Source organism: Nitratireductor indicus C115, assembly GCF_000300515.1.
GTDB classification, from domain to species: domain Bacteria; phylum Pseudomonadota; class Alphaproteobacteria; order Rhizobiales; family Rhizobiaceae; genus Nitratireductor; species Nitratireductor indicus.
In genome coordinates this window covers 1-21,052 of record NZ_AMSI01000005.1, presented here as the reverse complement: position 1 = coordinate 21,052, position 21,052 = coordinate 1, and the positions used below count along the sequence as shown (strand labels likewise).

20 protein-coding genes and 1 tRNA gene are annotated in these 21,052 nt (G+C 60.2%); 8 read left to right on the top strand and 13 right to left on the bottom strand.

What is annotated here, in order from left to right; genetic code table 11:
- Window positions 1-3: 3 nt before the first annotated feature.
- Together NA8A_RS08305 and NA8A_RS08300 are read left to right on the top strand one after the other, a co-directional pair.
- Window positions 4-2,385 (top strand): aldehyde dehydrogenase family protein, encoded by a 2,382-nt coding sequence (locus tag NA8A_RS08305; protein ID WP_009449980.1) that lies wholly within the window; start codon window positions 4-6, stop codon window positions 2,383-2,385.
- 93 nt (window positions 2,386-2,478) lie between these two features.
- Entirely contained in the window at window positions 2,479-3,390 is a 912-nt protein-coding gene (locus tag NA8A_RS08300; RefSeq protein ID WP_009449979.1) for a 3-hydroxyacyl-CoA dehydrogenase NAD-binding domain-containing protein, read from the top strand.
- Between the two features lie 11 nt (window positions 3,391-3,401).
- Here NA8A_RS08300 and NA8A_RS08295 read toward each other — a convergent pair whose 3' ends face one another.
- Genes NA8A_RS08295 through NA8A_RS24315 form a run of 9 tightly spaced genes read right to left on the bottom strand, consistent with a single transcriptional unit; the run spans window position 3,402 to window position 13,490 of the window.
- Window positions 3,402-4,832, bottom strand: a complete 1,431-nt coding sequence (locus NA8A_RS08295) for an NAD(P)/FAD-dependent oxidoreductase (protein WP_009449978.1) — start codon at window positions 4,830-4,832, stop codon at window positions 3,402-3,404.
- 25 nt (window positions 4,833-4,857) lie between these two features.
- The gene (locus NA8A_RS08290) at window positions 4,858-5,850 is read right to left on the bottom strand and encodes an ABC transporter ATP-binding protein (RefSeq protein ID WP_009449977.1); all 993 of its coding nucleotides are present in this window, start codon (window positions 5,848-5,850) and stop codon (window positions 4,858-4,860) included.
- A complete protein-coding gene (locus tag NA8A_RS08285) occupies window positions 5,843-6,835 on the bottom strand; it encodes an ABC transporter ATP-binding protein (protein ID WP_040672222.1) in 993 nt (330 codons plus the stop codon). Before NA8A_RS08285 ends, NA8A_RS08290 begins: the two co-directional genes overlap by 8 nt.
- Before the next feature lie 8 nt (window positions 6,836-6,843).
- On the bottom strand, window positions 6,844-8,406 hold the full coding sequence (locus NA8A_RS08280) for an ABC transporter substrate-binding protein (protein ID WP_143087958.1): 1,563 nt from the start codon (window positions 8,404-8,406) through the stop codon (window positions 6,844-6,846).
- A 19-nt stretch (window positions 8,407-8,425) separates the two neighbouring features.
- Window positions 8,426-9,289, bottom strand: a complete 864-nt coding sequence (locus NA8A_RS08275) for an ABC transporter permease (protein WP_009449974.1) — start codon at window positions 9,287-9,289, stop codon at window positions 8,426-8,428.
- Entirely contained in the window at window positions 9,289-10,203 is a 915-nt protein-coding gene (locus NA8A_RS08270; protein WP_009449973.1) for an ABC transporter permease, read from the bottom strand. The genes NA8A_RS08275 and NA8A_RS08270 overlap by 1 nt, the downstream gene beginning before the upstream one ends.
- Window positions 10,203-11,018 carry an enoyl-CoA hydratase/isomerase family protein gene (locus NA8A_RS08265; RefSeq protein ID WP_009449972.1) on the bottom strand — a complete coding sequence of 272 codons (816 nt, stop codon included), beginning with the start codon at window positions 11,016-11,018 and terminating at the stop codon, window positions 10,203-10,205. Before NA8A_RS08265 ends, NA8A_RS08270 begins: the two co-directional genes overlap by 1 nt.
- The gene (locus NA8A_RS08260; protein WP_009449971.1) at window positions 11,018-12,667 is read right to left on the bottom strand and encodes a class I adenylate-forming enzyme family protein; all 1,650 of its coding nucleotides are present in this window, start codon (window positions 12,665-12,667) and stop codon (window positions 11,018-11,020) included. The genes NA8A_RS08265 and NA8A_RS08260 overlap by 1 nt, the downstream gene beginning before the upstream one ends.
- Before the next feature lie 10 nt (window positions 12,668-12,677).
- On the bottom strand, window positions 12,678-13,490 hold the full coding sequence (locus NA8A_RS24315) for an enoyl-CoA hydratase/isomerase family protein (RefSeq protein WP_074896645.1): 813 nt from the start codon (window positions 13,488-13,490) through the stop codon (window positions 12,678-12,680).
- A 157-nt stretch (window positions 13,491-13,647) separates the two neighbouring features.
- Here NA8A_RS24315 and NA8A_RS08250 point away from each other — a divergent pair, with 157 nt between their 5' ends.
- Complete coding sequence (locus NA8A_RS08250; RefSeq protein WP_009449969.1) at window positions 13,648-13,869, top strand: helix-turn-helix domain-containing protein; 222 nt, start codon at window positions 13,648-13,650, stop codon at window positions 13,867-13,869.
- A 68-nt stretch (window positions 13,870-13,937) separates the two neighbouring features.
- Window positions 13,938-14,141 carry a hypothetical protein gene (locus tag NA8A_RS08245; protein ID WP_009449968.1) on the top strand — a complete coding sequence of 68 codons (204 nt, stop codon included), beginning with the start codon at window positions 13,938-13,940 and terminating at the stop codon, window positions 14,139-14,141.
- A gap of 678 nt (window positions 14,142-14,819) precedes the next feature.
- Here the strand turns inward: NA8A_RS08245 and NA8A_RS25085 are convergent.
- Complete coding sequence (locus tag NA8A_RS25085) at window positions 14,820-15,209, bottom strand: hypothetical protein (protein ID WP_143087957.1); 390 nt, start codon at window positions 15,207-15,209, stop codon at window positions 14,820-14,822.
- Window positions 15,210-15,212: 3 nt separating this feature from the next.
- On the opposite strand from NA8A_RS25085, the gene NA8A_RS25080 reads away from it, so the two are divergent.
- Together NA8A_RS25080 and NA8A_RS08235 are read left to right on the top strand one after the other, a co-directional pair.
- On the top strand, window positions 15,213-15,545 hold the full coding sequence (locus NA8A_RS25080; protein WP_143087956.1) for a pseudouridine-5'-phosphate glycosidase: 333 nt from the start codon (window positions 15,213-15,215) through the stop codon (window positions 15,543-15,545).
- Window positions 15,533-16,462 carry a PAN domain-containing protein gene (locus NA8A_RS08235; RefSeq protein ID WP_009449966.1) on the top strand — a complete coding sequence of 310 codons (930 nt, stop codon included), beginning with the start codon at window positions 15,533-15,535 and terminating at the stop codon, window positions 16,460-16,462. The genes NA8A_RS25080 and NA8A_RS08235 overlap by 13 nt, the downstream gene beginning before the upstream one ends.
- A 55-nt stretch (window positions 16,463-16,517) precedes the next feature.
- Here NA8A_RS08235 and NA8A_RS25685 read toward each other — a convergent pair whose 3' ends face one another.
- On the bottom strand, window positions 16,518-17,879 hold the full coding sequence (locus NA8A_RS25685) for a site-specific integrase (RefSeq protein ID WP_009449965.1): 1,362 nt from the start codon (window positions 17,877-17,879) through the stop codon (window positions 16,518-16,520).
- A gap of 87 nt (window positions 17,880-17,966) precedes the next feature.
- A tRNA-Asn gene (locus tag NA8A_RS08225) sits at window positions 17,967-18,041 on the bottom strand.
- 219 nt (window positions 18,042-18,260) lie between these two features.
- Between NA8A_RS08225 and NA8A_RS08220 the strand changes: the two genes are divergently transcribed.
- Entirely contained in the window at window positions 18,261-18,524 is a 264-nt protein-coding gene (locus NA8A_RS08220; RefSeq protein ID WP_009449964.1) for a hypothetical protein, read from the top strand.
- A 59-nt stretch (window positions 18,525-18,583) separates the two neighbouring features.
- Here NA8A_RS08220 and NA8A_RS08215 read toward each other — a convergent pair whose 3' ends face one another.
- A complete protein-coding gene (locus NA8A_RS08215) occupies window positions 18,584-18,796 on the bottom strand; it encodes a hypothetical protein (RefSeq protein ID WP_009449963.1) in 213 nt (70 codons plus the stop codon).
- A 410-nt stretch (window positions 18,797-19,206) separates the two neighbouring features.
- Between NA8A_RS08215 and NA8A_RS08210 the strand changes: the two genes are divergently transcribed.
- Window positions 19,207-20,940, top strand: coding sequence for a hybrid sensor histidine kinase/response regulator (locus NA8A_RS08210; protein ID WP_009449962.1), 1,734 nt, complete (start codon window positions 19,207-19,209; stop codon window positions 20,938-20,940).
- Window positions 20,941-21,052 lie beyond the last annotated feature (112 nt).

Sequence of the window (21,052 nt, the reverse complement as noted above, 5' to 3'; positions counted from 1 at the left end):
ACCATGCCTTCCATCAAGGACATCATGCAGACCATGGAATACGGTCCCGCTCCCGAAAGCAATTCAGAGGTCAGGGCCTGGCTCGATGAGCGCGCCGCGGGCCTCGGCCACTTCATCAATGGCAGGTTCACCGCCCCTGGCGACGACCTGATCGAGGTCGTCAATCCGGCAACGGAAGAGGTGATCGGCCGGGTGCCGAAGGGCGTCGCCGCCGATGTGGATGCAGCGGTTCGCGCCGCACGCGCTGCCCTTCCCAAATGGGCCGCCCTTTCGGGCTTCGAGCGCGCCCGCTATCTCTATGCCATCGCCCGCCATATCCAGAAGCGTGAGCGTTTCTTCGCCGTCCTTGAAACCATGGACAATGGCAAGACCATCCGCGAGACGCGCGATATCGACATTCCGCTCGTCGCCCGTCATTTCTATCACCATGCGGGCTGGGCCGAGCTTGTCGATGACGAGTTTCCCGATCACACCCCGGTCGGGGTCTGCGGCCAGATCATTCCGTGGAATTTTCCGCTCCTGATGCTGGCCTGGAAGGTGGCGCCGGCGCTGGCCGCCGGCAACACGGTGGTGCTCAAGCCCGCCGACCTGACACCCATGACGGCCTCGGCTTTCGCCGAGCTTCTGGTGGAGATCGGGCTTCCCGCAGGCGTCGTCAACATCGTTCATGGCGATGGCGAGACGGGTGCGGCGATTGCCGGCCATGCCGACATCGACAAGGTGGCCTTCACCGGCTCCACCGATGTGGGCCGCGTCATCCGTCGCCAGATTGCCGGATCGGGCAAGAAGCTCAGCCTGGAACTCGGCGGCAAGTCCCCCTTCATCGTGCTCGAGGATGCCGATCTCGACGGTGCGGTGGAAGGCGTCGTCGATGCGATCTGGTTCAATCAGGGCGAGGTTTGCTGCGCGGGCTCGCGCATTCTCGTGCAGGAAGGCGTTGCTCGGCGCTTCTTCGAAAAGCTCACGCAGCGCATGAAGACCCTTCGCGTCGGAGACCCGTTGGACAAGACCATGGATATCGGCGCCGTGGTCTCAAAGAAGCAATTGTCCCGCATCGAAGCGCTTCTTGAAACCGGCAAGGCCGAGGGCGCGACGTTGAATGTCGCGCCTGTCGAACTGCCAAAGCGCGGAGCCTTCTGTGCCCCCGGCTTTTTCACCGGCACGGCATCGTCCCACACTGTCTCCCAGGTCGAAATTTTCGGCCCCGTCGCCACCACCCAGACCTTTCGCACGCTTGGTGAGGCGGTGGCGCTCGCCAACGATACGCGCTACGGGCTTGCGGCCTCCGTCTGGTCTGAAAACGTCAATCGCGCCATCGAGCTTGCCGCGCGGGTGAAGGCCGGTGTGGTGTGGATCAACGGCACCAACATGTTCGATGCGGCAGCTCCCTTCGGTGGTTACCGAGAGAGCGGTTTCGGACGCGAGGGCGGGCGCTCCGGCATGCTTGAATATCTGGCGCTTCCCGCCGACAAGAAAGGCAAGCCGCGCCCGGCTCCGACACTTGTTCCGCAGGTGCAGCCCTTCACGGGCAAGGCCGACCTGCCCGAGATCGACATTACGGCAAAGCTCTATATCGGCGGCAAGCAGGCGCGTGCCGACGGCGGGCAGAGCTATACGGTGATTGGCAAATCCGGCCAGGCCATCGGCCAGGCGGGCCTCGCCAACCGCAAGGATGTGCGCAACGCCGTCGAAGCGGCGGGCAAGGCAACAGGCTGGGGCAATGTCACCGGCCACAACAGGGCGCAGGTCTTGTATTTCCTTGCCGAGAATTTGAGCCAGCGGCGTGCCGAGTTCGCTGCTGCTCTGGCCGCCTCCGGCGCAAGCCCGAAAGCCGAGGATGAGGTGGAACTGACGATCCGCCGCGCCTTCTGGTATGCGGCCCAGGTCGACAAATTCGACGGCGCGGTGACGGCGACGAAATCGCGGCACGTGACCATGACCGTCAACGAGCCCTTCGGAACCATGGGCATCGTGGCGCCCGACGAGGCACCGCTTCTGTCGCTCCTGTCGCTGATCCTGCCGGCCATCGCGCTCGGCAACCGCGTTGTCGCGGTGGCCTCGCAAAGCCACCCGTTGATTGCCGCGCGTCTCTATCAGGTGCTTGAAACCTCTGACATTCCTGGCGGCGTGGTCAACCTCCTGACGGGTGATCGCGACGTACTCGCCAGAACGCTGGCCGAACACGATGACGTTGCAGCGCTCTGGTATTGCGGCAGCGAGGAAGGATCGGCGATGGTCGAAAAAGCCTCCGCCGGAAACCTCAAATCGACCTGGTCCGACAATGGAAGGCTGCGCGACTGGCGCGATCCGAAACAGGGGCAGGGCAGGGAATTTCTGCGCCGCGCCTGCCAGGTGAAGACGATCTGGCTGCCCTACGGCGAATAAGAAGACGAAAGCGGGGAGCCTGCGCTTCCCGCTTTCGTCCTTTTGCGCGTAAGCATGGCGCCAAGCGATGCAATGCGGACTGGAGGACGAGAAATGGTGAGGACGGTTGCCGTTGTTGGGTGCGGCACGGTTGGAGCAAGCTGGGCCGCTTTGTTTCTGGCTGGCGGTTATGATGTGGTCGCGACCGACCCGGCGCCTGGAGCAAAAGCCGGACTGATGGCATTCATCGCGCGCGCCAGGCCGCAGCTTGCCGAACTCGGCCTTGCCGGAGATGGCGCGCTGTCCTTCACCGAAAATCTTGAGGAGGCGGTCGGATCCGCCGATTTCGTGCAGGAGAATGCGCCTGAGAACGAGGCCTTCAAGCGCGATTTCCTTGCCCGCATCGATGCGCTTGCACCCGAGCAGACCATCGTCGCCAGCAGCACGTCTGCGCTTCTGCGCAGCCGCATCGTTGCCGATTGCGCCAGGAAACATCGCCACATCGTGGCGCATCCCTTCAATCCGCCGCATCTGTTGCCGCTTGTCGAGATCGTCGGGGAGGACGATGCCGTCGTGGAACGCGCTTGCGCCTTCTACCGCTCACTCGGACGGCGGCCCATCGTGTTGAAGCGTGAGGCGCCCGGGCACATTGCAAACAGGCTCTCCTCCGCGCTTTACCGCGAGGCTGTCTCGCTGGTCGAGCAGGGGATTGCCAGCGTCGCGGACATCGATGCCGCCGTCAGCGATGGACCGGGGCTGCGTTGGGCGATCATGGGGCCGCACATGACATATCATCTGGGAGGCGGTGCGGGCGGCATTGCCCATTATCTCGATCACCTCGGCCCGAGCCAGGAGCGCCGCTGGGCATCGCTCGGCACGCCTCAGCTCAATAGCGAGGTCAAGAAGGCGATTGTCGAAGGGGTCGAGGAAGAGGCCCAGGGACGCGATATCGCTGCGTTGGAAGCCGAGCGCGACCGGCTCCTGTCCGAGATCGTTCGGTTGAAGGCCGCTATATCCAGCGACTGACCCTCCCGAGATCAGCGCATTCCGACCTTGATGTTCAGCGCCTTGGGCAGCCACGCGCCAAACCGTGCGGCAAGCCCCGGTTCCTGTCCGAGATCTTCCGCCTCCTCGCAGGAAAGGATCGCAGCCCGGACCATTCTGCCGCCAACGGTTCGGAAGGGCTCGGGCGGAAATCGCGGCACATCGCGGCGGCAGAACAGAGAGTTCGTCCATCGGTTGCTCTCTCCGAGAACAAGCGAGCTCAGGCATTCGCCGCCGATCCGAGTGGCATTGACGCCGTGCCCTGAATAGCCGCAACCGACATGCACCCGCCGGTTCGCCGAACTTTTGAAGAAGGGCAGCCGGTCGGCGGAGATGTCTATCCCGCCGCCCCAGGATTTTTCGATACGTGGTCTGCCGAGGCCGGGCATGAGGCGGGAAAGTGCGGCCGCAGCACGTCCAGCCGATGCCATGTCCTCGCTCAACACGGGATCGAGATAGCGCGCACCATAGGCGATGGGTCCGGAGCCAGACCCCATCAGGATGCGATTGCCTTCGGCCTTGCGGAAATAGTGTACGAACATACGCAGATCGGCGAGACCCTCATCACCATCCCAGCCGATCTTGTCGTGCAGATCGGGAATTTCCTCGCTCATCACCGCGTAGGAGGAAAAGACGGCGATATGACCGCTTGCAAGCGCATGGCCGGCAAGCCCCGTATTGGTGGCGAGCACCACCTGGTCGCAGTGGATTTCGCCGCGGGCGGTGCGCACGATGCATGGTCCGCCGTCTTCCATGCCGGTCATGGTCGTGTTCTCGAAGATGCGGACGCCGGCTTCGATGCAGCTCTGGCGCAACGCGCGCGCCAGGCGGGCCGGTTGCAGATTGGCTCCTTCAGGCAGATAGATGCCCTGCCGGAACACGCGTGAGCGGATGCGCTCGTCGAGCATCTTCTTGTCGAGCGCGACGGCTGTTTCTGGAACGCCGAGACGGCGGGCTGCCGCGACAACGCCCTGCAGTTTGATATCCTGCGCATCGGAAGTGGAGACCCGGATATTGCCGGCCTCGCGCCACCAGATGTCTCTGCCGTGAGCGGTGGCGTAGACCCTGATCGCGTCCTGCGCCAGCGTTCCCAGTTTTGCAGCCTCAAGCGCAGCGTCGGCGCCAAAATTTGCGGCAAGCGTTCCAAGGGAACCCCAATAGCCATGAACCTTGCCACCGTTCATGCCGCTGGCGCCCGACCCGCAAAGGCCTGCTTCCACGAGCACGATATCAAGATCGGGCTTGCGCTCCTTGAGGAGAAGGGCAGTCCAAAGTCCCGTGAAGCCACCGCCGACGATTGTCACATCGGTGCGCTGAACCCCTTCCAGGGCCGGGGAAGGCGCGGAACCGTCATGGCGAAGTGCCTCCTGGAACCACCATGAAATCCTGTCTGGTTTTGGAGTGTCGGAAGGCGTTGGGCTCATGGTGCGTTTTCTTTGCGGGTTTGATTCAAACGAAATGACAGGCGACGGACTGGGGGGAGCCGTCGCGCTGTTTCAGCTCCGGCTGTTCGATAGCGCAGCGTTCCTGTGCCATCCAGCAACGGGTGCGGAAGCGGCATCCGGAGGGAGGGTCGGTAGGTTTGGGAATTTCGCCCTTCAGGATGCGCGGCGTGCGGGATTTCTCCAGGGCCGGGTCGGGCACATTCGCACTGTCGACCAGGGCCTGCGTGTAGGGATGGCGTGGCGATTGCAGGACGTCCTGCGCCCGGCCGTATTCCACCACCTTGCCAAGATACATGACCGCGATCAGGTCGGAGATATTCGCGACAACGGCAAGGTCATGCGACACGAACACGTAGGAGACCTGCAGGGAGGTTTGCAGTTCGCGCAGAAGGTTGATCACCTGCGCCTGCACGGAGACATCGAGCGCCGAGACAGGTTCGTCGCAGATTACCAGCCGCACATCCGATATCAGCGCGCGTGCGATGCCCACACGCTGCTGTTGACCGCCGGAGAGCTGATGCGGCATTCGCTGCGCCATCTCCTTACCGATACCCACCCGCTCCAGCATTTCAAGGGCGCGCTCGCCGCGTTGCTTCGCGGAAAGGTCCCTTCGGTGCACATCGAGCGGCTCACGCACGATATCGGCAATCCTCATGCGCGGGTTCAGTGAACTGTAGGGCGATTGAAACACCATCTGCACATGTTGCAGTGCCTTGTTGCGCTGGCGTTCGGGCAGGTTCGTCACATCCTGGCCTTCCAGCAGGATCCTGCCGGACGTGGCGCCCGTCGTCCCGGCAAGCATGCGCGAAAGCGTGGATTTTCCGCAGCCGGATTCACCGACAATGCCGAGCGTCTGGCCCTTATCGAGACGCAGCGACACGCCGCTCACCGCATTGAGCTCGACAGGCTCTCTGAAAAGCCCTTGCCCTATGAAATAGGTTTTGGAGAGATCCCTGATTTCGAGAAGGGGAATGCCGTTGCCTGAAGGTTCATGCATCGGTTGGCTCCCTCGAAGCGAAGTGGCAGGCAACCCGGTGTCCGTCCCGCAGGAGCGCTTCCTCCGGTGCGATCCTCATGCAAACCTCGCCCATCTGCTCGCAACGCGGATGGAAGGCGCATCCGGCGACGGGGTTGCTCGGAACGGGCGGGCTTCCGGGAATGGAAACCAGCGCTTCGCCGGGCCGGTCGAGCCTGGGCATCGAGCGCAGCAGCGCACGCGTGTAAGGATGCTGCGGCGCGGCGAACACGTCCGTTGCCTGGCCGACCTCGGCCGCCTTGCCGGCATACATCACGAGCAGCCGATCAGCGAGCCGCGCGACGGCCCCCATGTCGTGCGTGATGAGCAGAACGGACATGCCGAACCTGGCGCGCAACGACGACAGAAGCTCCAGTATCTGTGCCTTGATGGTTGCATCGAGCGCCGTGGTAGGCTCATCGGCGATGAGCAGTTCCGGTTCGAGCGCCAGCGCCATGGCGATGAGCGCTCTTTGCCGCATGCCGCCAGAAAATTGATGAGGATAGTGGTTCACCCGTTCCTCGGGCGCAGATATTCCCGTCAGCGCAAGCAGCTCGACCGCCCGTTCCATGGCTTGGCGGCGCGGTGTTCCGCGATGCACCATCATCACCTCGGCGATCTGGTAGCCGACGGTGGTGCAGGGGTTGAGGGCGGAAAGCGCATCCTGGCTGATGAAGGAAATCCGTTGTCCCAGAAGCCGCCGCCGCGCGCGGGCGGAGATATGGGCGATATCTTCGCCGCCAAGCAGCAGGCCGCCGCTCACGCGCGCATGATCGGGCAGAAGCCCCATGATCGCTTGGGCGGCGGTCGATTTGCCGGAGCCCGATTCCCCGATGATCGCGAACACCTCGCCCTTGGCAATGTCGAAGGACACGCCGCGAACGATGTCCACATGGCCCGCCCGGGACCTGAACGAGACGTTCAGGTCCTCGACGCGGAGCGTGGGTGTCGGGGGCGGAAGGGTCACGCCGACCGTCACTGCTGGGAGAGCTTGAATTCCGAGAGAGCGAGATTCTCCCCGAAATTCGCGGTCCAATCCAGCTTCTTGGAGAAGCCGTAAAGGGACGAGGCCTGCCATACAGCGGCGATGAAATACTGGTCGTGCACATATTTCTGCACCTGTTTCCAGATTTCCGTGCGCTTGGCGTCGTCCGGTTCCTGTCCCGCAGCAGCCACGAGCCGGTCATATTCGGCATCCTGCGTCACCGAAAGCGCCGAACTCGATTGCAGGAAGGAGTTCATCTTGCTGGCATCGCCTTCGCCGAAGTCCCAGCCGATAATGTAGAATGGGCCACCGCTGCGGTTCTGCATCATGTTGATGAAGCGCCCCCATTCCAATGTCTGTGGGGTGATCTCGAAGCCGACCTGGTCAAGCTGCGAATTGATGACCTGATAGAAGTCGCGGTCGTTCACATAGCGCCCGTCCGAGGTGAAGGTGTCGAGCTTTATCGGCGTCTTGCCTTCGAGAAGCTTCTCCGAAAGGTCGGGATCGTATGCATAGGGTTCGATAGTGTCGTCGAACTGGACGGCATTCGGCCCAAGCGGGACGCCAAGCACACGGCCATATTCTCCCAGAAGGCCGTCCACCATGTCTTCTGTGTCGAGCGCATGGGCAAAGGCCTTGCGGACATCGATATCGTCGAAGGGCGGCTTGCTGGAATCCAGGAGCAGCGTGTGAACGAGACCGTTCGGGCTCGACACGACATGGGCGTTATCGGATTGCTTGACCCGCTCCACATCGGAGATGGGCAGGCGCTGAATGACGTCCACTTCACCTTGGAGGAGGGCATTCACGCGCGTGGAGTTCTCGGGAATGAAGGTGAAGATACCCTTTTCGATGGCCGGCTTCTCGCCCCAGTAATCTTCGTTGCGCGCCAGCGTGAGCGAATTGCCCTTCTGCCAGCTTTCCAGCTTGTAGGGACCGGTCCCCATGGGCTGGTTGATCAGTTCTTCTGGCGTGTGGCTTTCGAAATAGGCCTTGGAAACGATGAACACGCGTCCGCTGCCGCCGATCGGCTGCATGCGGCGCATCAGGACGGGATTGGGCGTCTCCGTCTCGATTTCGACGGTATGGTCGTCGACGGCGCGCACTTCCTTGATGCTGGTGAGCTGCGAATAGTGGGGCGAGCCGAGATCCTTGTCGAGAAGGCGTTGGAGCGTGTATTTCACATCCGCTGCCGTCAGCGGCGTTCCATCGTGAAACGTCACGTCTTTGCGCAGCTTGATTTCCCAGACCGTCGGCGATTTGGCCGAATAGGATTCAGCGAGTTTCGGCTTCAGTTCGCCCGTTGCCGGATCGATCTGCAAAAGGGTCTCGTAAATCTGCGACATCACCACGAGATCGGTGCCGTTGGCGCTCATGGAAGGATCGAGCCGGTCGAGGCCGCCGCTCAGAGCAATACGGGCGGTGGCGGTTTGCGCCAGCGCATCGGACAGCGAGAACGGGGCTGCCGTGAGCGAGAGCCCGAAGGCAAGCATCGCCGCGCGTGTTCCGTGAAGGGCTGTGAAACGTGCCCGGGTTCTAGAATGCACTCCCATTTCATTCTCCTTTGCGGTGTTATTGTTTGCCTGCTTGTTTTGGGTCCGTAATGTCCCGAAGCCGTTCGCCGCACACATTGATCGACAGGACGAGCAGAAAGATTGCGAGACCGGGAAAGAAGGTCAGCCACCAGGCGGTGCTGATGTAGTCGCGCCCTTCCGAGAGCATGCGTCCCCAGGTAGGCGTCTTGGTCGGCACGCCGAGGCCGACAAAGGAAAGCCCGCTCTCCATGACGATCGCTGTTCCAAGGGCGAAGGTGGCGAGCACCAATATGTTGGGCAGGATATTGGGAAGGACGTGCCGCAGGAGGATGCGGGCTGTCCCGCCGCGCATGACGCGAACCGCCTCGATATATTCCTGCTCCACCACCTGCATTGTCTCCGAATAGGAGATGCGGGCGAAAGGCACCCAGCAGCCGAGCGCGATCACGAAGACCACGAGGGGGATCGAGGGGCGCATGATACCGACGATGGTTACGGCGAGCAGGAAGAAGGGAAAGGCGAGCTGGATATTGGTAATGTAGAGCAGCAATCCGCCCATGCGTCCGCCGCGATAACCGGCAAACATGCCGAGCGACACACCGAACAGCGCTGCGAGCGCGACGGCAAATCCCGAGACGAGAATGGCCGGTCGCGCGCCTGCCACGATCAGGGAAAGGATGTCGCGGCCCACCGAATCGGTACCCAGCCAGTGAATGCCCTGCCGCCCCTCGAAACCGGGTGGCATGAGACGGGCTCTCAGGGATTGGCGGGCGGCGTTCATCGGAGCCATCAGGTCGCCTGTCACCGCCATCACGGCCAGAACCAGCAGAAAGACCAGGGCCAGCGCCACGATGATCTGACTGCCGCGCAAGGAGGTGAGCTTTCGCGCCATCGCCGCCATCACTTGTGCCTCAGCCGCGGATTGACAAAGCGGATTGCGACTTCGGCGAGGAAGGTTACGATCACGAAGCCGACGGCCACATAGGCCACGACGCCCTGTACCACGGGGAAGTCTCTCCGCTGGATCGAGGTAATGGCAAGGCGGCCGATCCCCTCCCAGGCGAAGACGGTTTCGGTCAGCACGGCACCGCCGATCAGATTGCCGATTTCAAGCGCCAGCAATGTGAGCACGGGAACCATGCCGTTGCGCAGAACGGTGCGGCTGATGACACGGCTTTCCGGCATGCCCTTGGCTCGCGCCGCCATCACATAGCTCTGCGGTAATACTTCCAGCATTGAGGAGCGTGTAAGGCGGGCAAGGCTCGGAAAGGCATAGATGGCGAGCGTCAGGGCAGGGAGGGCAAGATGCGCCGCAGAACCTGTCCCGTAGGTCGGGAAGAGGTTGAGGCCGACGGCGAAGACCTGGATCAGAAGCAATCCCACCCAGAAGGAGGGCATGGAAGCCCCGATGACCGCGGCGACCTGCACGAAGCGATCCACGGGACCGTCGCGCCAAACCGCCGCCATCACGCCAAGCGGCAGGGCAAAAAGGCAGGCGATCGCCAGGGAAGCACCGGCCAGAACCAGCGTGTTGGGCAGGTGGCGCATGACGATGGAGGTCACGGATTCGGAATCGAAATAGGATTTGCCAAAATCCCCCGTCACCGCGTTTCCAAGGTAGGAAAGAAACTGTGTCACCAGGCTCTGGTTCAATCCGAGCTGCTCGCGCAGCAGGGCGCGCTGCGCCTCGGTTGCATCCTGCGGCAGGATGATGCTGGTCGGATCGCCGCTCAGCCGGACCAGGATAAAGGTCAGGGTCAGCGCCGAAAGAACGACCAGAATGCCCAGAATGGCCTGTCGCAGGAAAACCTGCATTACGCCTTGTCCTTTCCGGAGCCAAAACGGTTTTCACGCCACCTGAGCGCCGCGCTCGTGCCTTCGCGCTCGAGTATCTTTTGAAACTCGCTGCCTTCCTCCTCGATCACATAGCCGAGATAAGCCGTGCTTTCCGCCCAGCTTTCCAGATGCGGTCCCATGCCCATGGTTTCATAGGCGCGGTTTATGCCGCGCTTGTTCATGGCGATGGCGGGCGCGGGTATGGCGCACAGCGTCCTGACCAGGCGCTCCGCTTCTTCCTCATGCGTGCCGGATGCGACGACGGATGTGACGAGCCCCATGTCGAGCGCTTCGCGGGCACTGATCCTGCGACCGGACAGAAGAACGTCCTTGGCACGTTTATGCCCAGTCATCCACGGCACCATCATGAAGGCAGGGCCGGCACCGAACAGGATTTCCGGTTCGCCGAGCTGACACTCTTCCGAAGCGATCGTGAAATCGCAGGGAAGCATGAGTTCGAAGGCGCCGCCGAGGCAGTAGCCGTGGATCGCCGCCACAACCGGTTTGGGCGAGCGCCATATGGCCCAGCGCAGCCGGTTTGCGACATTCTGCAGCGTGTGGAGTTTCTGCGCGTGCGAGCGATGCGAGACCTCGAGCTTGAGATCGAAACCCGAGGAAAACGCGCGGCCGGCTCCCTTCAGGACGATTGCCTTGCAATCATCCTTGCCGCTCGCTTCCTCGATGAGGTCGCCAAGCGCCTTGTATATATCGGGTGTCAGGGCATTCAGCTTTTCGGGCCTGTTGAGGGTCAGCGTGAGAACGTTTTCCTCGAAGGTATGCACGAGATGATCCATCACGCATCTCCCGCTTTTCCGAAGGGCGGTTCTGACCATGCGCCCGTTGTTGCATCGAAGGTTCCTGTCAACACCTGTCCCTCGCCGTCCTGCAGGCGCTTCTTGGCGATCTTGTTGGAACCCGTGCGCGGGAACACTGTGTAATACTGGATGTAGCGGGGCACCTTGAAGCGCGCGAGATGCCCGCGAGCATGGTCGAGGACGGCTTCGGGTGGCAGGTCCTGAGGCGTTTTGCCTTCCTTGAGGACGAGGCATGCCTTCACTTCCTCGCCGCGCTTCTCGTCCTTCACGCCGTGAACGGCAACGTCCTCGATCTCGCTTAGGGTCGAGAGGGCGCTTTCCACCTCCGTTACGGAGATGTTCTCCGCACTGCGGCGGATCATGTCCTTGATGCGGCCGACGATGTAGTAGTAGCCATCTGCATCGCGGCGCGCGAGATCGCCTGTGCGGAACCAGCGACCATGGAAGGCGCCGTCGGTAGCTTCTTTCTTCTTGTAATATCCCTGCAGGATGCCGGGGCCTGTAATGCACAATTCCCCGATTTCGCCATCGGGCAGTTCATTGCCCTCAGGATCGGCGATCTTTCCCTCACGCAGAGGCAGTATCTTGCCGCAGGTGCCGATGCCCACGGAACGGTCGTCATTGAGCCGGCAACCGATGGCAAAGCCGATTTCTGTCATCCCGAAGGCATCGCGAACCGGAACCTTGTAGCGCCCGGCGATGGAGGATTGCAGGCTGGGGCCCATACCGAAGGTGGCAATCATGGTGAGCTTGTGCTCATCCTCGATGGGGGCCGGTTCCAGCATGGCGACCGGGTTCGTCATCCACGCCATGTCGTATTCATAGTCGCGCACGCGTTCCCGGAAACGCGACAGGCTGTAGGCGGGCGGAACGTAGAGGGCAGCCCCCTGAAACGCGGCCATCGTGAAGCGCCAGAGAGGTCCCATGTAGTAGAAGGGCAGGTCGCACTGGATGCGCTTGAGGCCCGGCCACATCTCCGAAACCACCTTGCCGCAGACGATCCAGTATCGATGCGAGAGGAGGCAACCTTTCGGCCAGCCGGTCGAACCGGAGGTGTACTGGATACTGACGATGTCATCGATATCGACCGTCTCGCCTTCGCTGAAGCTGGGCGATGCCGTATCGAGAAGGTTCTGCCAATGCTTGAAACCGTCGATTGGATCGCCCCAGATCGCCATGCGCTCGCGTGAAAGAAGAGGGGCATCCTTTTCCACGGCCAGAAACGTGTCGAACTTGGCTCCGTCCATCAGGAGAAATTCCGCGTCCCCGTCAGTCAGCCAGTATTTCAGCTCATCGGGCGTGTAGCCCGGATTGATGGGGATCATGCGCGCGCCAAGCCGGGCGAGGCCGAGCCAGGCGGCAAGACTTTGCGGGATGTTCGGCAGCATCACGCCCACATGCGATCCCTTGCGCACACCCATGGCGGCGAAAGCGTTTGCCGAGCGCGACACGAGTTCCGAAAGATCGCGCCATGACAGCGCCGGCAGGTCCTGCTCGACGAACACCCATGCCGGATCGTCCGCGAAGCGCTCGACCGCTTGGTCGAGCAGCGCGCCGAGATTGCAGGGCAGGGGCTCGGCCTCGACCCGTCGGCGGAACGCCTCGTCGCTTTCGGCAATCCTCTCCATCAATGTCACGTCAAACGTCCTTCTTTTTGCTGCGACCGGCGAAGAAGCCCTCTTCCGAGCCGTAACCCTCGTAATTGGTGCGATGCAGCTTGTAGAGCTGCTGTCCGAAGCGTGCGGCATCGTGGCGGTCCATTGTCTGGCCGATCTCCAGCGCCTCCATCTCCACCCGCACCGCCGTCGGCGGATGCCGGGCAATCAGGCGGGCAATTTCGGCCGCACGCTCCAGCAGCCTGTCCTTGGGCACCACTTCATTGATAAGGCGCATCCGCGCTGCTTCTTCCGCCGGCACGAATTCGCCCGTCAGGGCGATCCAGGCCGCATCGGCCGGTGCGATATGGCGGGCAAGCCGGGTAACACCGGAGAGGCCAGCAGCCCCGAAGGAGACTTCGGGCAGGCCGAAACGCGCTCCGGGTTCAGCGATGCGGATATCGCTGTGCTGGAGCATGCAGGCCATGCCTGCGCCAAGACAATATCCGCTCACCGCCGCGATGATCGGCTTGTAGCGCCGGTGGCGATAGACATCTTCTTCCCAGCCCGGTCGTGACGGCGTGTCCCCCTCGTCCTGATGGAGGAAGAGGAAGGCTTCAAGCTCTTCCTGACGCGTTCGTTTTGGTCGATATTTGTTTTTGATGTCGTCGCCGGCGCAAAAGGAGCGGCCTTCGTCGTAGCCGGCCCCGTAAAATATTCCTACACGGGCTTCACGATCGATTTCGAAATCGCAAAGAAAAGAATAGAAGTCCTTATATGCCTGAGGCGTAAGAACATTCATTTTCCCATTGTCTAAGACAAAATGGGCAATTCCATTTTCTATATGATAGCGCACGAAATACCTACTTTCTCTTGTAGATATTTATTTATGTTCCCGCGAATACAGGGTTATTCGCCCTGTTTTATTTTTCTTTGATCACGGTAGTGTGCAGTTCATTTCTTGACAATGAATATCTTTTCATGAATCCATAACCGCTGGTTATGGAGGTTTCATGGATATTCGGCAGCTGAAGGTGATCCAGACGGTCTGCAAGACCGGTTCGGTAACCGAAACCGCGAGAATGCTGCATGTCTCGCAGCCTGCCATCAGCAAGACGGTGCGCCAGGTGGAGGAGGAGACGGGGCTTACCCTGTTCGAGAACATTCAGGGGCGTATTTTTCCCACCGAGCAAGCCCATTCACTGCTGCCGGTACAGCCAGCCTTGCCGACCTGATTGCAGCCGAGAAGGCATTCACGTCTACGGCCATTGCTTCGGGAATATCGAAGGAGGCGTGGACCAGTATGTACGCTCTCCGCCACGCGGCGGACCTTCTTGAACACGCTTCTTCTCTGATTGCCCAAGGGGCGGAGATCAGCGACCCCGAAGTAATGAGCTATTTCCGTTGGGGCATCATGAAGGCGTTGGAGTTCAACAATGCCCTGCCGGAGCATCTGCGTGGAGACCTTTCGCGGGATTGTTTCGTGGACCGGACAGGCGGGCGCTAACATGGAGCGGAGGAAGCGCAAAGGGCGGAAGCCATCCGCAACCCTGTATCGTGCCCGCTTGGGATTGCTTTCACTGCCTATCCAGCGTCGGAAGGTTCCCCGGACAGTTGATCGGTTCGGGCGGGTGCGCGCCGGGCGGCGGGCGGAGTAGTGCAGCGCCTTGGCGGAATGAAGATTGGCTCGGGTGTCTGCTCGGGCCTTTCTTGTTTGTTGGGGCGCGCAATTACCCCCTGCTACAAGATAGCACACTCCGATTTCGCAATTACCCCCTACCATTAGATACCCGTGCATCATTATCATTTGACACAGCCCGGATAGCTGGCCGCTTGAGCATCGCCGCGAGACCCTGCGGGGTTTCCTTTGGTTGTTCGCGGCCAGCTTTCCGGTTTGTGTGTGTGTTGTATAATTGCAACAGTGTGCGAGCCTATCAGTCTTCCAAGATTTTTTGTGATGTACCATCTGGGAAGATGAACTTTTTGCGACGGACATTCGTCGCTACCCCGCCTTGATCCAGACCTCCCGAAATTGCGGCGTGATTCTTCCGAACGCGCCCCTTTTAGGCCCTGCGGCACACGCTGCGGGGTCTTTCTTTTTGCGATGTGCAAACCGGCACTCGCCGCAACCGAACAACCACCGCTCGGTGATCGGGGGCGCTCTCTCTATGGGAGGTTCCGCCACTCATCGTTTGGCTTTCCCGCGCTTCCCCGGCACAATCCGCCAGTTCTCGGGTCGGAGGTCGGTCCAATCAGTCCCGATCATTTCGACAACCTGCCTATAACCGGCCCGTAGAATGAGCCTTGAGACGGTTGCCTGTTTCAATCGCTCACGACGGCGATGAACGCGGACATACTTCCGCTCCTGCGCAAGCTCTCCGTCGCGCCCTCGCCCATTCCCGTTGACGTGCCACGTATCGGCAAAATCGCCACTTTCGCTGATGCGCCGATAATCGGCTTCAAGCACCGTCGCCCAAATGGTTCCCTGCCGGTTCAACGGAACGCGCACACAAGGGCGGTTGTAGGGGTCTGTGTAGCGCTCGATTGGAGGCCGCTTGATTGTTGTCTTGTTCATTTCATGTCGTCTCTCTCGTTGTTCTTTAGGTTGTCGGCCCAAGAGGCGGCAGAGATCATCTTCGCCAAGTCGGCATCCAACCGGGACTTCCTTGGGTTGTCCGGGCAGGAGCAGAACGACACATTATTCGCGCTTGCCGAGGAGTACGCCGAACAGGGCCGAGAGGACTTGGCACGGGCGCTTCTTGAGGGGAGCCGAAAGGGCGCTGATGGGAAACCTCTCCCGTCCCTGATGGATATTCCACGGTACTCGACCAAGGCCATTAAGCTGATTGAGCGGGCGGGGAGCCTCCACGACGCCAAGCTCCGCGCCTTGGTGAAGACGTGGCAGCGATAGGCTATCCGTTATCGCAAATCCTGTCCGACAGCGTGAAGATAACCACCGGCAACATAAACTCCCTTGTCGGAATGGGAAACGACACGCGCTATCTGCAAATCTCGACACCTATTCAGCCGGGGAACTCCGGGGGACCGTTAGTAGATCGGTCTGGGGTGGTTCTGGGGGTTAATTCCGCGACCCTGGGATTGGGAGTGATTGCGCAAACGGGCACCGTTCCTCAGAACGTGAATTTTGCTCTCAGGGGCAGCGTTCTGGGACTGTTTCTAGAAGCGCGGAACATAGCCTATGAGAGCGCCGACGGTTCAGAGCTTGAGTTATCTACAGCGGACTTGGCGGAAAGAGTGTCGCCTTCCACTTTCAAAATCTTGTGCTACGGCGAGCCAAGCCAGAATCCGAAGGTTTCGGAGCAACCACAAGCCCCCGCAGATGCGCCCGTTTCATTGCCGCAGCCAGAGCCATACAGCCCAAAGCGGGCGTTCGTTGATAAAGCGGGATACGATGTCATTGGCTTCGATTATGCGACCCTCAAATCCGTCTCTTTCAGTCAATGCCGATCTGCATGTATTGAGGACCCGGCGTGCAAGGCGGTAACTTACAATCGTGCTGTCCGATTTTGCTTTCTAAAGGACGATGCGGCTCTATTGGTCCGCAACAAGGACGCGTTGGCAAGCATTGCCGGGACCAAGAGCCGCGATGTCTACACGAGCACAATTTCGGTGCATTCGGGCTTCGATATTTCGGGCCGGGATTATCGGAGAGCCCGAGGACAGACTTTCATAGGTTGTTTCGCAGAGTGCTTGAGAGACGATATGTGCAGGGCCTTCTCCTATGTTCGAAAGACCAACGACTGTTGGTTGAAGAACAGCGTTGGAGCGATTACCAAAAAGGCGGGAGTTGATCTGGGGATAAAATAAAGGCTGAGGAAGCTATTTCGCATCCAGCCGCTGGCGGGGGTTGTTCCTTGGCCGATTAATCCACCAAGGCAGCCTCCAATGCCCTAGCGGCCACCTCAAGGTGCGCCCCGACACTCCCATAACGTTCGCTCATGCTGCCCGTGGAGTGGCCTAAGACAAGGTTGCGATCGTACTCGCTGACCCCGGCGCGCGTAAGGCAGTCTTCCATCCGGTGCCGTAGCGAATGAACCACAATCTTGCGCTCGTCAGTTACCGTTCGGATATGCTTCATAAGGATTTTCGACGCCGCATCTGCGCCGCGTACGCGACCATAACGAGGAAACAGATAAGGGCTCTTTCCAGCGGCCTCCACGGCCTCCTTAGCGGCTTCCAGCGCTTCGCCTATCAGGGGAACGTTTCGGGCCGAACCGTTGTTCTTGAGGCGTCTGTGGGGGTGGTGGGTCAAAGTGAAATGCGGAATGTCGCTGTCTAGCGAAACGTCCGATACAAGCAGCCCGGTCACCTCGCCCAATCGGCATCCCGTTCCTTCGACAATTCGCCAAACCGCCCACAAATCGGCTCCGGCGTGTTCTGAAATTCGTGCGCGGAGAAGCGGGAGCAACTTATCTGAAATGGGGTCGCGTTGGTGAACCGCCGCAACGTCGTGTCGAACGGGCAAGTTCAAAAACGGATTGACTGCATCACGAACGCCTAGCTCGGTTATCCCGATGCTGACCATTGCACGAACATCGTTTAGATAGCGCTGGACGGTGGTCGGGGACATGTCGAGATCGCGCAGCATGTAGTCGCGAACGCTTCGAGCATCGTCCCTTGTGAGGCTGTCTAGGCGGCGGTCACTCCCAACCGACGCGGCCTTCATGTGCTTAATCACAAGGTTCAGGCGAGCGACTTTTTTGGCCTCGCTGATGTCCCCGGTGATCCGCTCTTGAACGTATAGGCGGCGCGCGTCTTCGAGCGTCGGAGCAGGGCGGGCGAGTTGTCCACCATTCACAAGCAAACTGATTGCGCGGGCTTCCACGTCGGGGACGCCGACGGGTTCGCCGGTTTCTTCGTCAGTCCTGTGTGATGAGAAGATGCTGTCCCGAATGATGTCCGCAGCATTGGGGTCGCTCGCTGAGAGCGTTTCGTCACCTAGATACACGACACCCTGAGCCATTTCACGCGCCAGCCTTTCCGCCTCGCGATGAACCTCAAGCGGAGTGGTCGGCAGAATCGTTTGGGCGCGGGCGTTTCTGACGAGGCGTTCAAACTCGGCGTTGACTTTCGGGTAGTTCCGAAGTGCTTCTCGCTCGGTTTCGCCAAGGCGGCGCTTGAACTCGCCCTGACCAATTATGTCTGCAACGGCCTTTGGAAACCTTCGACGGTAGTGAATCGTCCCCGCCTTGGTGTGGACAATGTGTTTCAAAACAAGCCCCATTGTGTACCTCCGGTGGACCTGAATGTGGACCGGAAGGAACTCTTATGCCCTGAAACTATTGAGAAAATTCGCTTTTCTAAAGAAAAGTGGCTCCCCGGGCCGGATTCGAACCAGCGACCAACCGGTTAACAGCCGGTTGCTCTACCGCTGAGCTACCGGGGAATGCCTGTGCTCTTGCAAGTGAGCGTGCCTATAGCAAACCGAATTCGGCTTTGCAAAGCGCCAATTTCACTTTTTTTGACTTCTTGCCCAAACATGCCTCGCTTTCGTGCAAGTCAGCACGCATATCAAGGGACAATTGGCGCCCCGAATGACTCTGTTCCTGTGGGAAAGCAAGCGTTGGGTCGCATGTGAAGTGCATGTGTGAAACGGAGTTTGCTGATGCGGGACGAATCGCAGGAAGACGAGCGCGACGATCAGCCATCCGTCGTTCTGATGGGGCGCCGTTTCCGCATTCCCAGTTCGCGTCCCGCACGCCTGTGCGCAGGCGGCGCTCTGGTGGTCCTTGGAATGTTCGGCTTCCTGCCTGTTCTGGGGTTTTGGATGATACCGCTCGGGCTTCTGATTCTGTCCTATGATCTTGCTTCGGTGCGCCGCCGCAGGCGCAAGCTCGCAGTGTGGTGGAACCGCCGCAATCAGAAGTGATGCTGCGCTGAAGAGGTGAAATTTCCGGTTTCCTTCGGGTTCTTTGTCCGGTCGCCGGCCTATTCCGGGTAGTCGAGATAGTCTTCGAACCATTCGAGTGGCCAGCCGTCGCCTTCCAGTCTGTTCTTTCCCAGGCGTTTGCTGTCTGCCAGGTCCGTCTCAGGTCCCTTGTTCCAGATCAGCGTGCAATTCCTGAACGTACATCCTGGCCACGCCTTGCCCGTAAGATCGACGCGCGCGTTTTCGAAATGTCTGCCCTTTACGATTTCCATCAAATCCCCCCTTCGACAGGCTTCGCATATATTGGCAATCCGAATGCACGCTTATTTACAACTCATCATATTATTAAGGATGGCACTTTCATTGAGAGCATTGAGCTTTCAAGATATGCAACTTTCAAGATGAGTGTCGTTTTTAACCTGAGGTCGCCAACTCTTGCCATGAAGGGCGTTCGACAGGGCAATATTACTATGGATAACGCCTATGGAGCCGCGGTTTGCAGGCAAAAATCGCCTCAAATGTCATAGGAGATGAGAAGCGCAGGTCCATGAGGAGAGGATGATGTCCCCATCGGACCGACTGTGACGGCCTGAATGCGAAACCCGGTAGACCGGCGCGATGCGTTCGCAAGGGCCTGGCGATGAGGATTTCCGCACCGGTGATCCAAAGAGGAAAAAGCTCCATGAAACAGGAAGGCGTTATTGACGCAGGCGGAATTGCCTCCTGGAACGGCCTGCAGACCTGGGTGAACCGCACTTTCGTTCATCCCGAGGACCTGACCTATGATCCCGAGAGGGGGCAGGCGCTTTCCAGGCTCTTTTCAGGCCCGGTGGTCGCCATCTACATGGTGTTGGCGGTTCTTCTGGCGCCCGAACGGCCCTGGGCCCTGACGGAGCTGATCGCCGTCATCATTCCGCTTTATCTGATTTCCTCATGGCTGTTGTTCATGTGGGTGCTGCAGCGGCCCGGGCGAAGCCTTCCCAGACGCGCCTGCGCAATGGCGCTGGACTACGCGGCGATGGCCTACACCCTCAGCATGACGGGACCGCAATCGCTGCCAGTTTATGCGTTCGTGTTATGGGTAACCGTGGGAAACGGGATCCGGTATGGCCCCCGCACCCTGCTATTCGCCACCATCTGTGCCTTTGCCACGCTGGCCACTGCCTGGGCGTTCAATGCGTATTGGCGCGGAGAGCCATTTCTTGTTCTGACGCTGTTTCTCACCTGTGCCCTGGTGCCGGCCTATGTATTCGTGCTGCTGAGCCGGATTCAGCGCGCCCGTGACGTCGCCTTGGAAGCGAATGTCGCAAAATCACGTTTCCTGGCGCAGGCAAGTCATGACCTGCGTCAGCCGATCCACGCCATAAGCCTTTTTATTGCCTGTCTGCGCGATGCAGGTCTCGGTCTGGAGGAGCGCAAGATGGTCGAGCATATCGACCATTCCCTGCAGAGCCTGATGCGCCTTTTTCGCTCGCTTCTCGATATCTCGACGCTGGATAGCGGAAAGGTGAAACCCAATGGGCGCAAGGTTGCCGTTGGTGCTTTGCTCGATGAACTGAAACAGAGGAATTCGCAGGCCGCCGAATGGGCTAATGTGACGATCAGGCTCGTCCCGTGCAGCAGCTATATCCGGGTGGATGACGTTCTTCTTTCCACCATCCTGCAGAATGTGATCACAAACTCCCTGAAATACGCTCCCGATGGCAAGATCCTTATCGGCTGCCGCAGGAGGAGCGGTAAACTTGTGATCGAAATCTACGATACGGGGCCGGGGATTCCCGAAGCTCACCTCGCGAGGGTCTTCGATGAATTCTATCAGGTGCGTGAACGCGGGGATCGCGACATCGAAGGTGTCGGCCTCGGGCTCACGATCGTGAACCGGCTGGTGAAGCTGCTCGGGCTTTCGGTGAAACTGCGCTCGGTGGAGGGCAGGGGGACATGCGTTGCCATAGGCGGGCTCGACATTGTCGAGGCGCCGCGCCTTGAAGAGATGAACACTGCCCCCGCATATCCGGCGCCGGGTGCGATGTCGGGCGTGCGGGTTCTGCTGGTCGACGATGATCGGGAAGTGCTCGACGCGACTGCCGCCATGCTGAAACGCTGGGGATGTATCGTGCAGGCCGAGGCGGCCCCCCCGCCCGTGCCGGCCGATTGCGACATGGTCATTACCGATTTTGATCTGGGCGACCGTCAGACGGGTGCGGATTGCATTTCCATGGTTCGCGAATCGGTCCGGCGGCGCGTCCCTGCGCTTGTCATGACCGGCCATGACGAGGCGAGAGTGCGCGCTGAACTGGACGACGCCTCCATTCCCGTGCTGACGAAACCGGTTCGGCCCGCGGAGTTGCGTTCGGTGCTCAACACTCTGGCGCTGGCCAATGCCAGCCAAAAGGATGCGCAGGATCGCAATACGTGACCGCCTGTTCGATTACGGGTCATTTTCCGGGCGCTGCCGTATCGGCTGGCTGCGCCCAAGATCTTGAAAATATTTTTCTATTGGGAAAATGGAGGCCTCGCCCGGAATCGAA

Excerpts from the sequence above, each read along its gene's own strand:
- NA8A_RS08210 (WP_009449962.1), top strand. The coding sequence starts at position 19,207 with ATGAAACAGGAAGGCGTTATTGACGCAGGCGGAATTGCCTCCTGGAAC.
- NA8A_RS08275 (WP_009449974.1), bottom strand. The coding sequence starts at position 9,289 with ATGGCGGCGATGGCGCGAAAGCTCACCTCCTTGCGCGGCAGTCAGATC.
- NA8A_RS08300 (WP_009449979.1), top strand. The coding sequence starts at position 2,479 with ATGGTGAGGACGGTTGCCGTTGTTGGGTGCGGCACGGTTGGAGCAAGC.
- NA8A_RS25080 (WP_143087956.1), top strand. The coding sequence starts at position 15,213 with ATGTCGTCTCTCTCGTTGTTCTTTAGGTTGTCGGCCCAAGAGGCGGCA.
- NA8A_RS08250 (WP_009449969.1), top strand. The coding sequence starts at position 13,648 with ATGGATATTCGGCAGCTGAAGGTGATCCAGACGGTCTGCAAGACCGGT.
- NA8A_RS25085 (WP_143087957.1), bottom strand. The coding sequence starts at position 15,209 with ATGAACAAGACAACAATCAAGCGGCCTCCAATCGAGCGCTACACAGAC.
- NA8A_RS08280 (WP_143087958.1), bottom strand. The coding sequence starts at position 8,406 with ATGGGAGTGCATTCTAGAACCCGGGCACGTTTCACAGCCCTTCACGGA.
- NA8A_RS08260 (WP_009449971.1), bottom strand. The coding sequence starts at position 12,667 with ATGGAGAGGATTGCCGAAAGCGACGAGGCGTTCCGCCGACGGGTCGAG.
- NA8A_RS08220 (WP_009449964.1), top strand. The coding sequence starts at position 18,261 with ATGCGGGACGAATCGCAGGAAGACGAGCGCGACGATCAGCCATCCGTC.
- NA8A_RS08265 (WP_009449972.1), bottom strand. The coding sequence starts at position 11,018 with ATGGATCATCTCGTGCATACCTTCGAGGAAAACGTTCTCACGCTGACC.
- NA8A_RS08295 (WP_009449978.1), bottom strand. The coding sequence starts at position 4,832 with ATGAGCCCAACGCCTTCCGACACTCCAAAACCAGACAGGATTTCATGG.
- NA8A_RS08305 (WP_009449980.1), top strand. The coding sequence starts at position 4 with ATGCCTTCCATCAAGGACATCATGCAGACCATGGAATACGGTCCCGCT.
- NA8A_RS25685 (WP_009449965.1), bottom strand. The coding sequence starts at position 17,879 with ATGGGGCTTGTTTTGAAACACATTGTCCACACCAAGGCGGGGACGATT.
- NA8A_RS08215 (WP_009449963.1), bottom strand. The coding sequence starts at position 18,796 with ATGGAAATCGTAAAGGGCAGACATTTCGAAAACGCGCGCGTCGATCTT.
- NA8A_RS08245 (WP_009449968.1), top strand. The coding sequence starts at position 13,938 with ATGTACGCTCTCCGCCACGCGGCGGACCTTCTTGAACACGCTTCTTCT.
- NA8A_RS08270 (WP_009449973.1), bottom strand. The coding sequence starts at position 10,203 with ATGCAGGTTTTCCTGCGACAGGCCATTCTGGGCATTCTGGTCGTTCTT.
- NA8A_RS08290 (WP_009449977.1), bottom strand. The coding sequence starts at position 5,850 with ATGCATGAACCTTCAGGCAACGGCATTCCCCTTCTCGAAATCAGGGAT.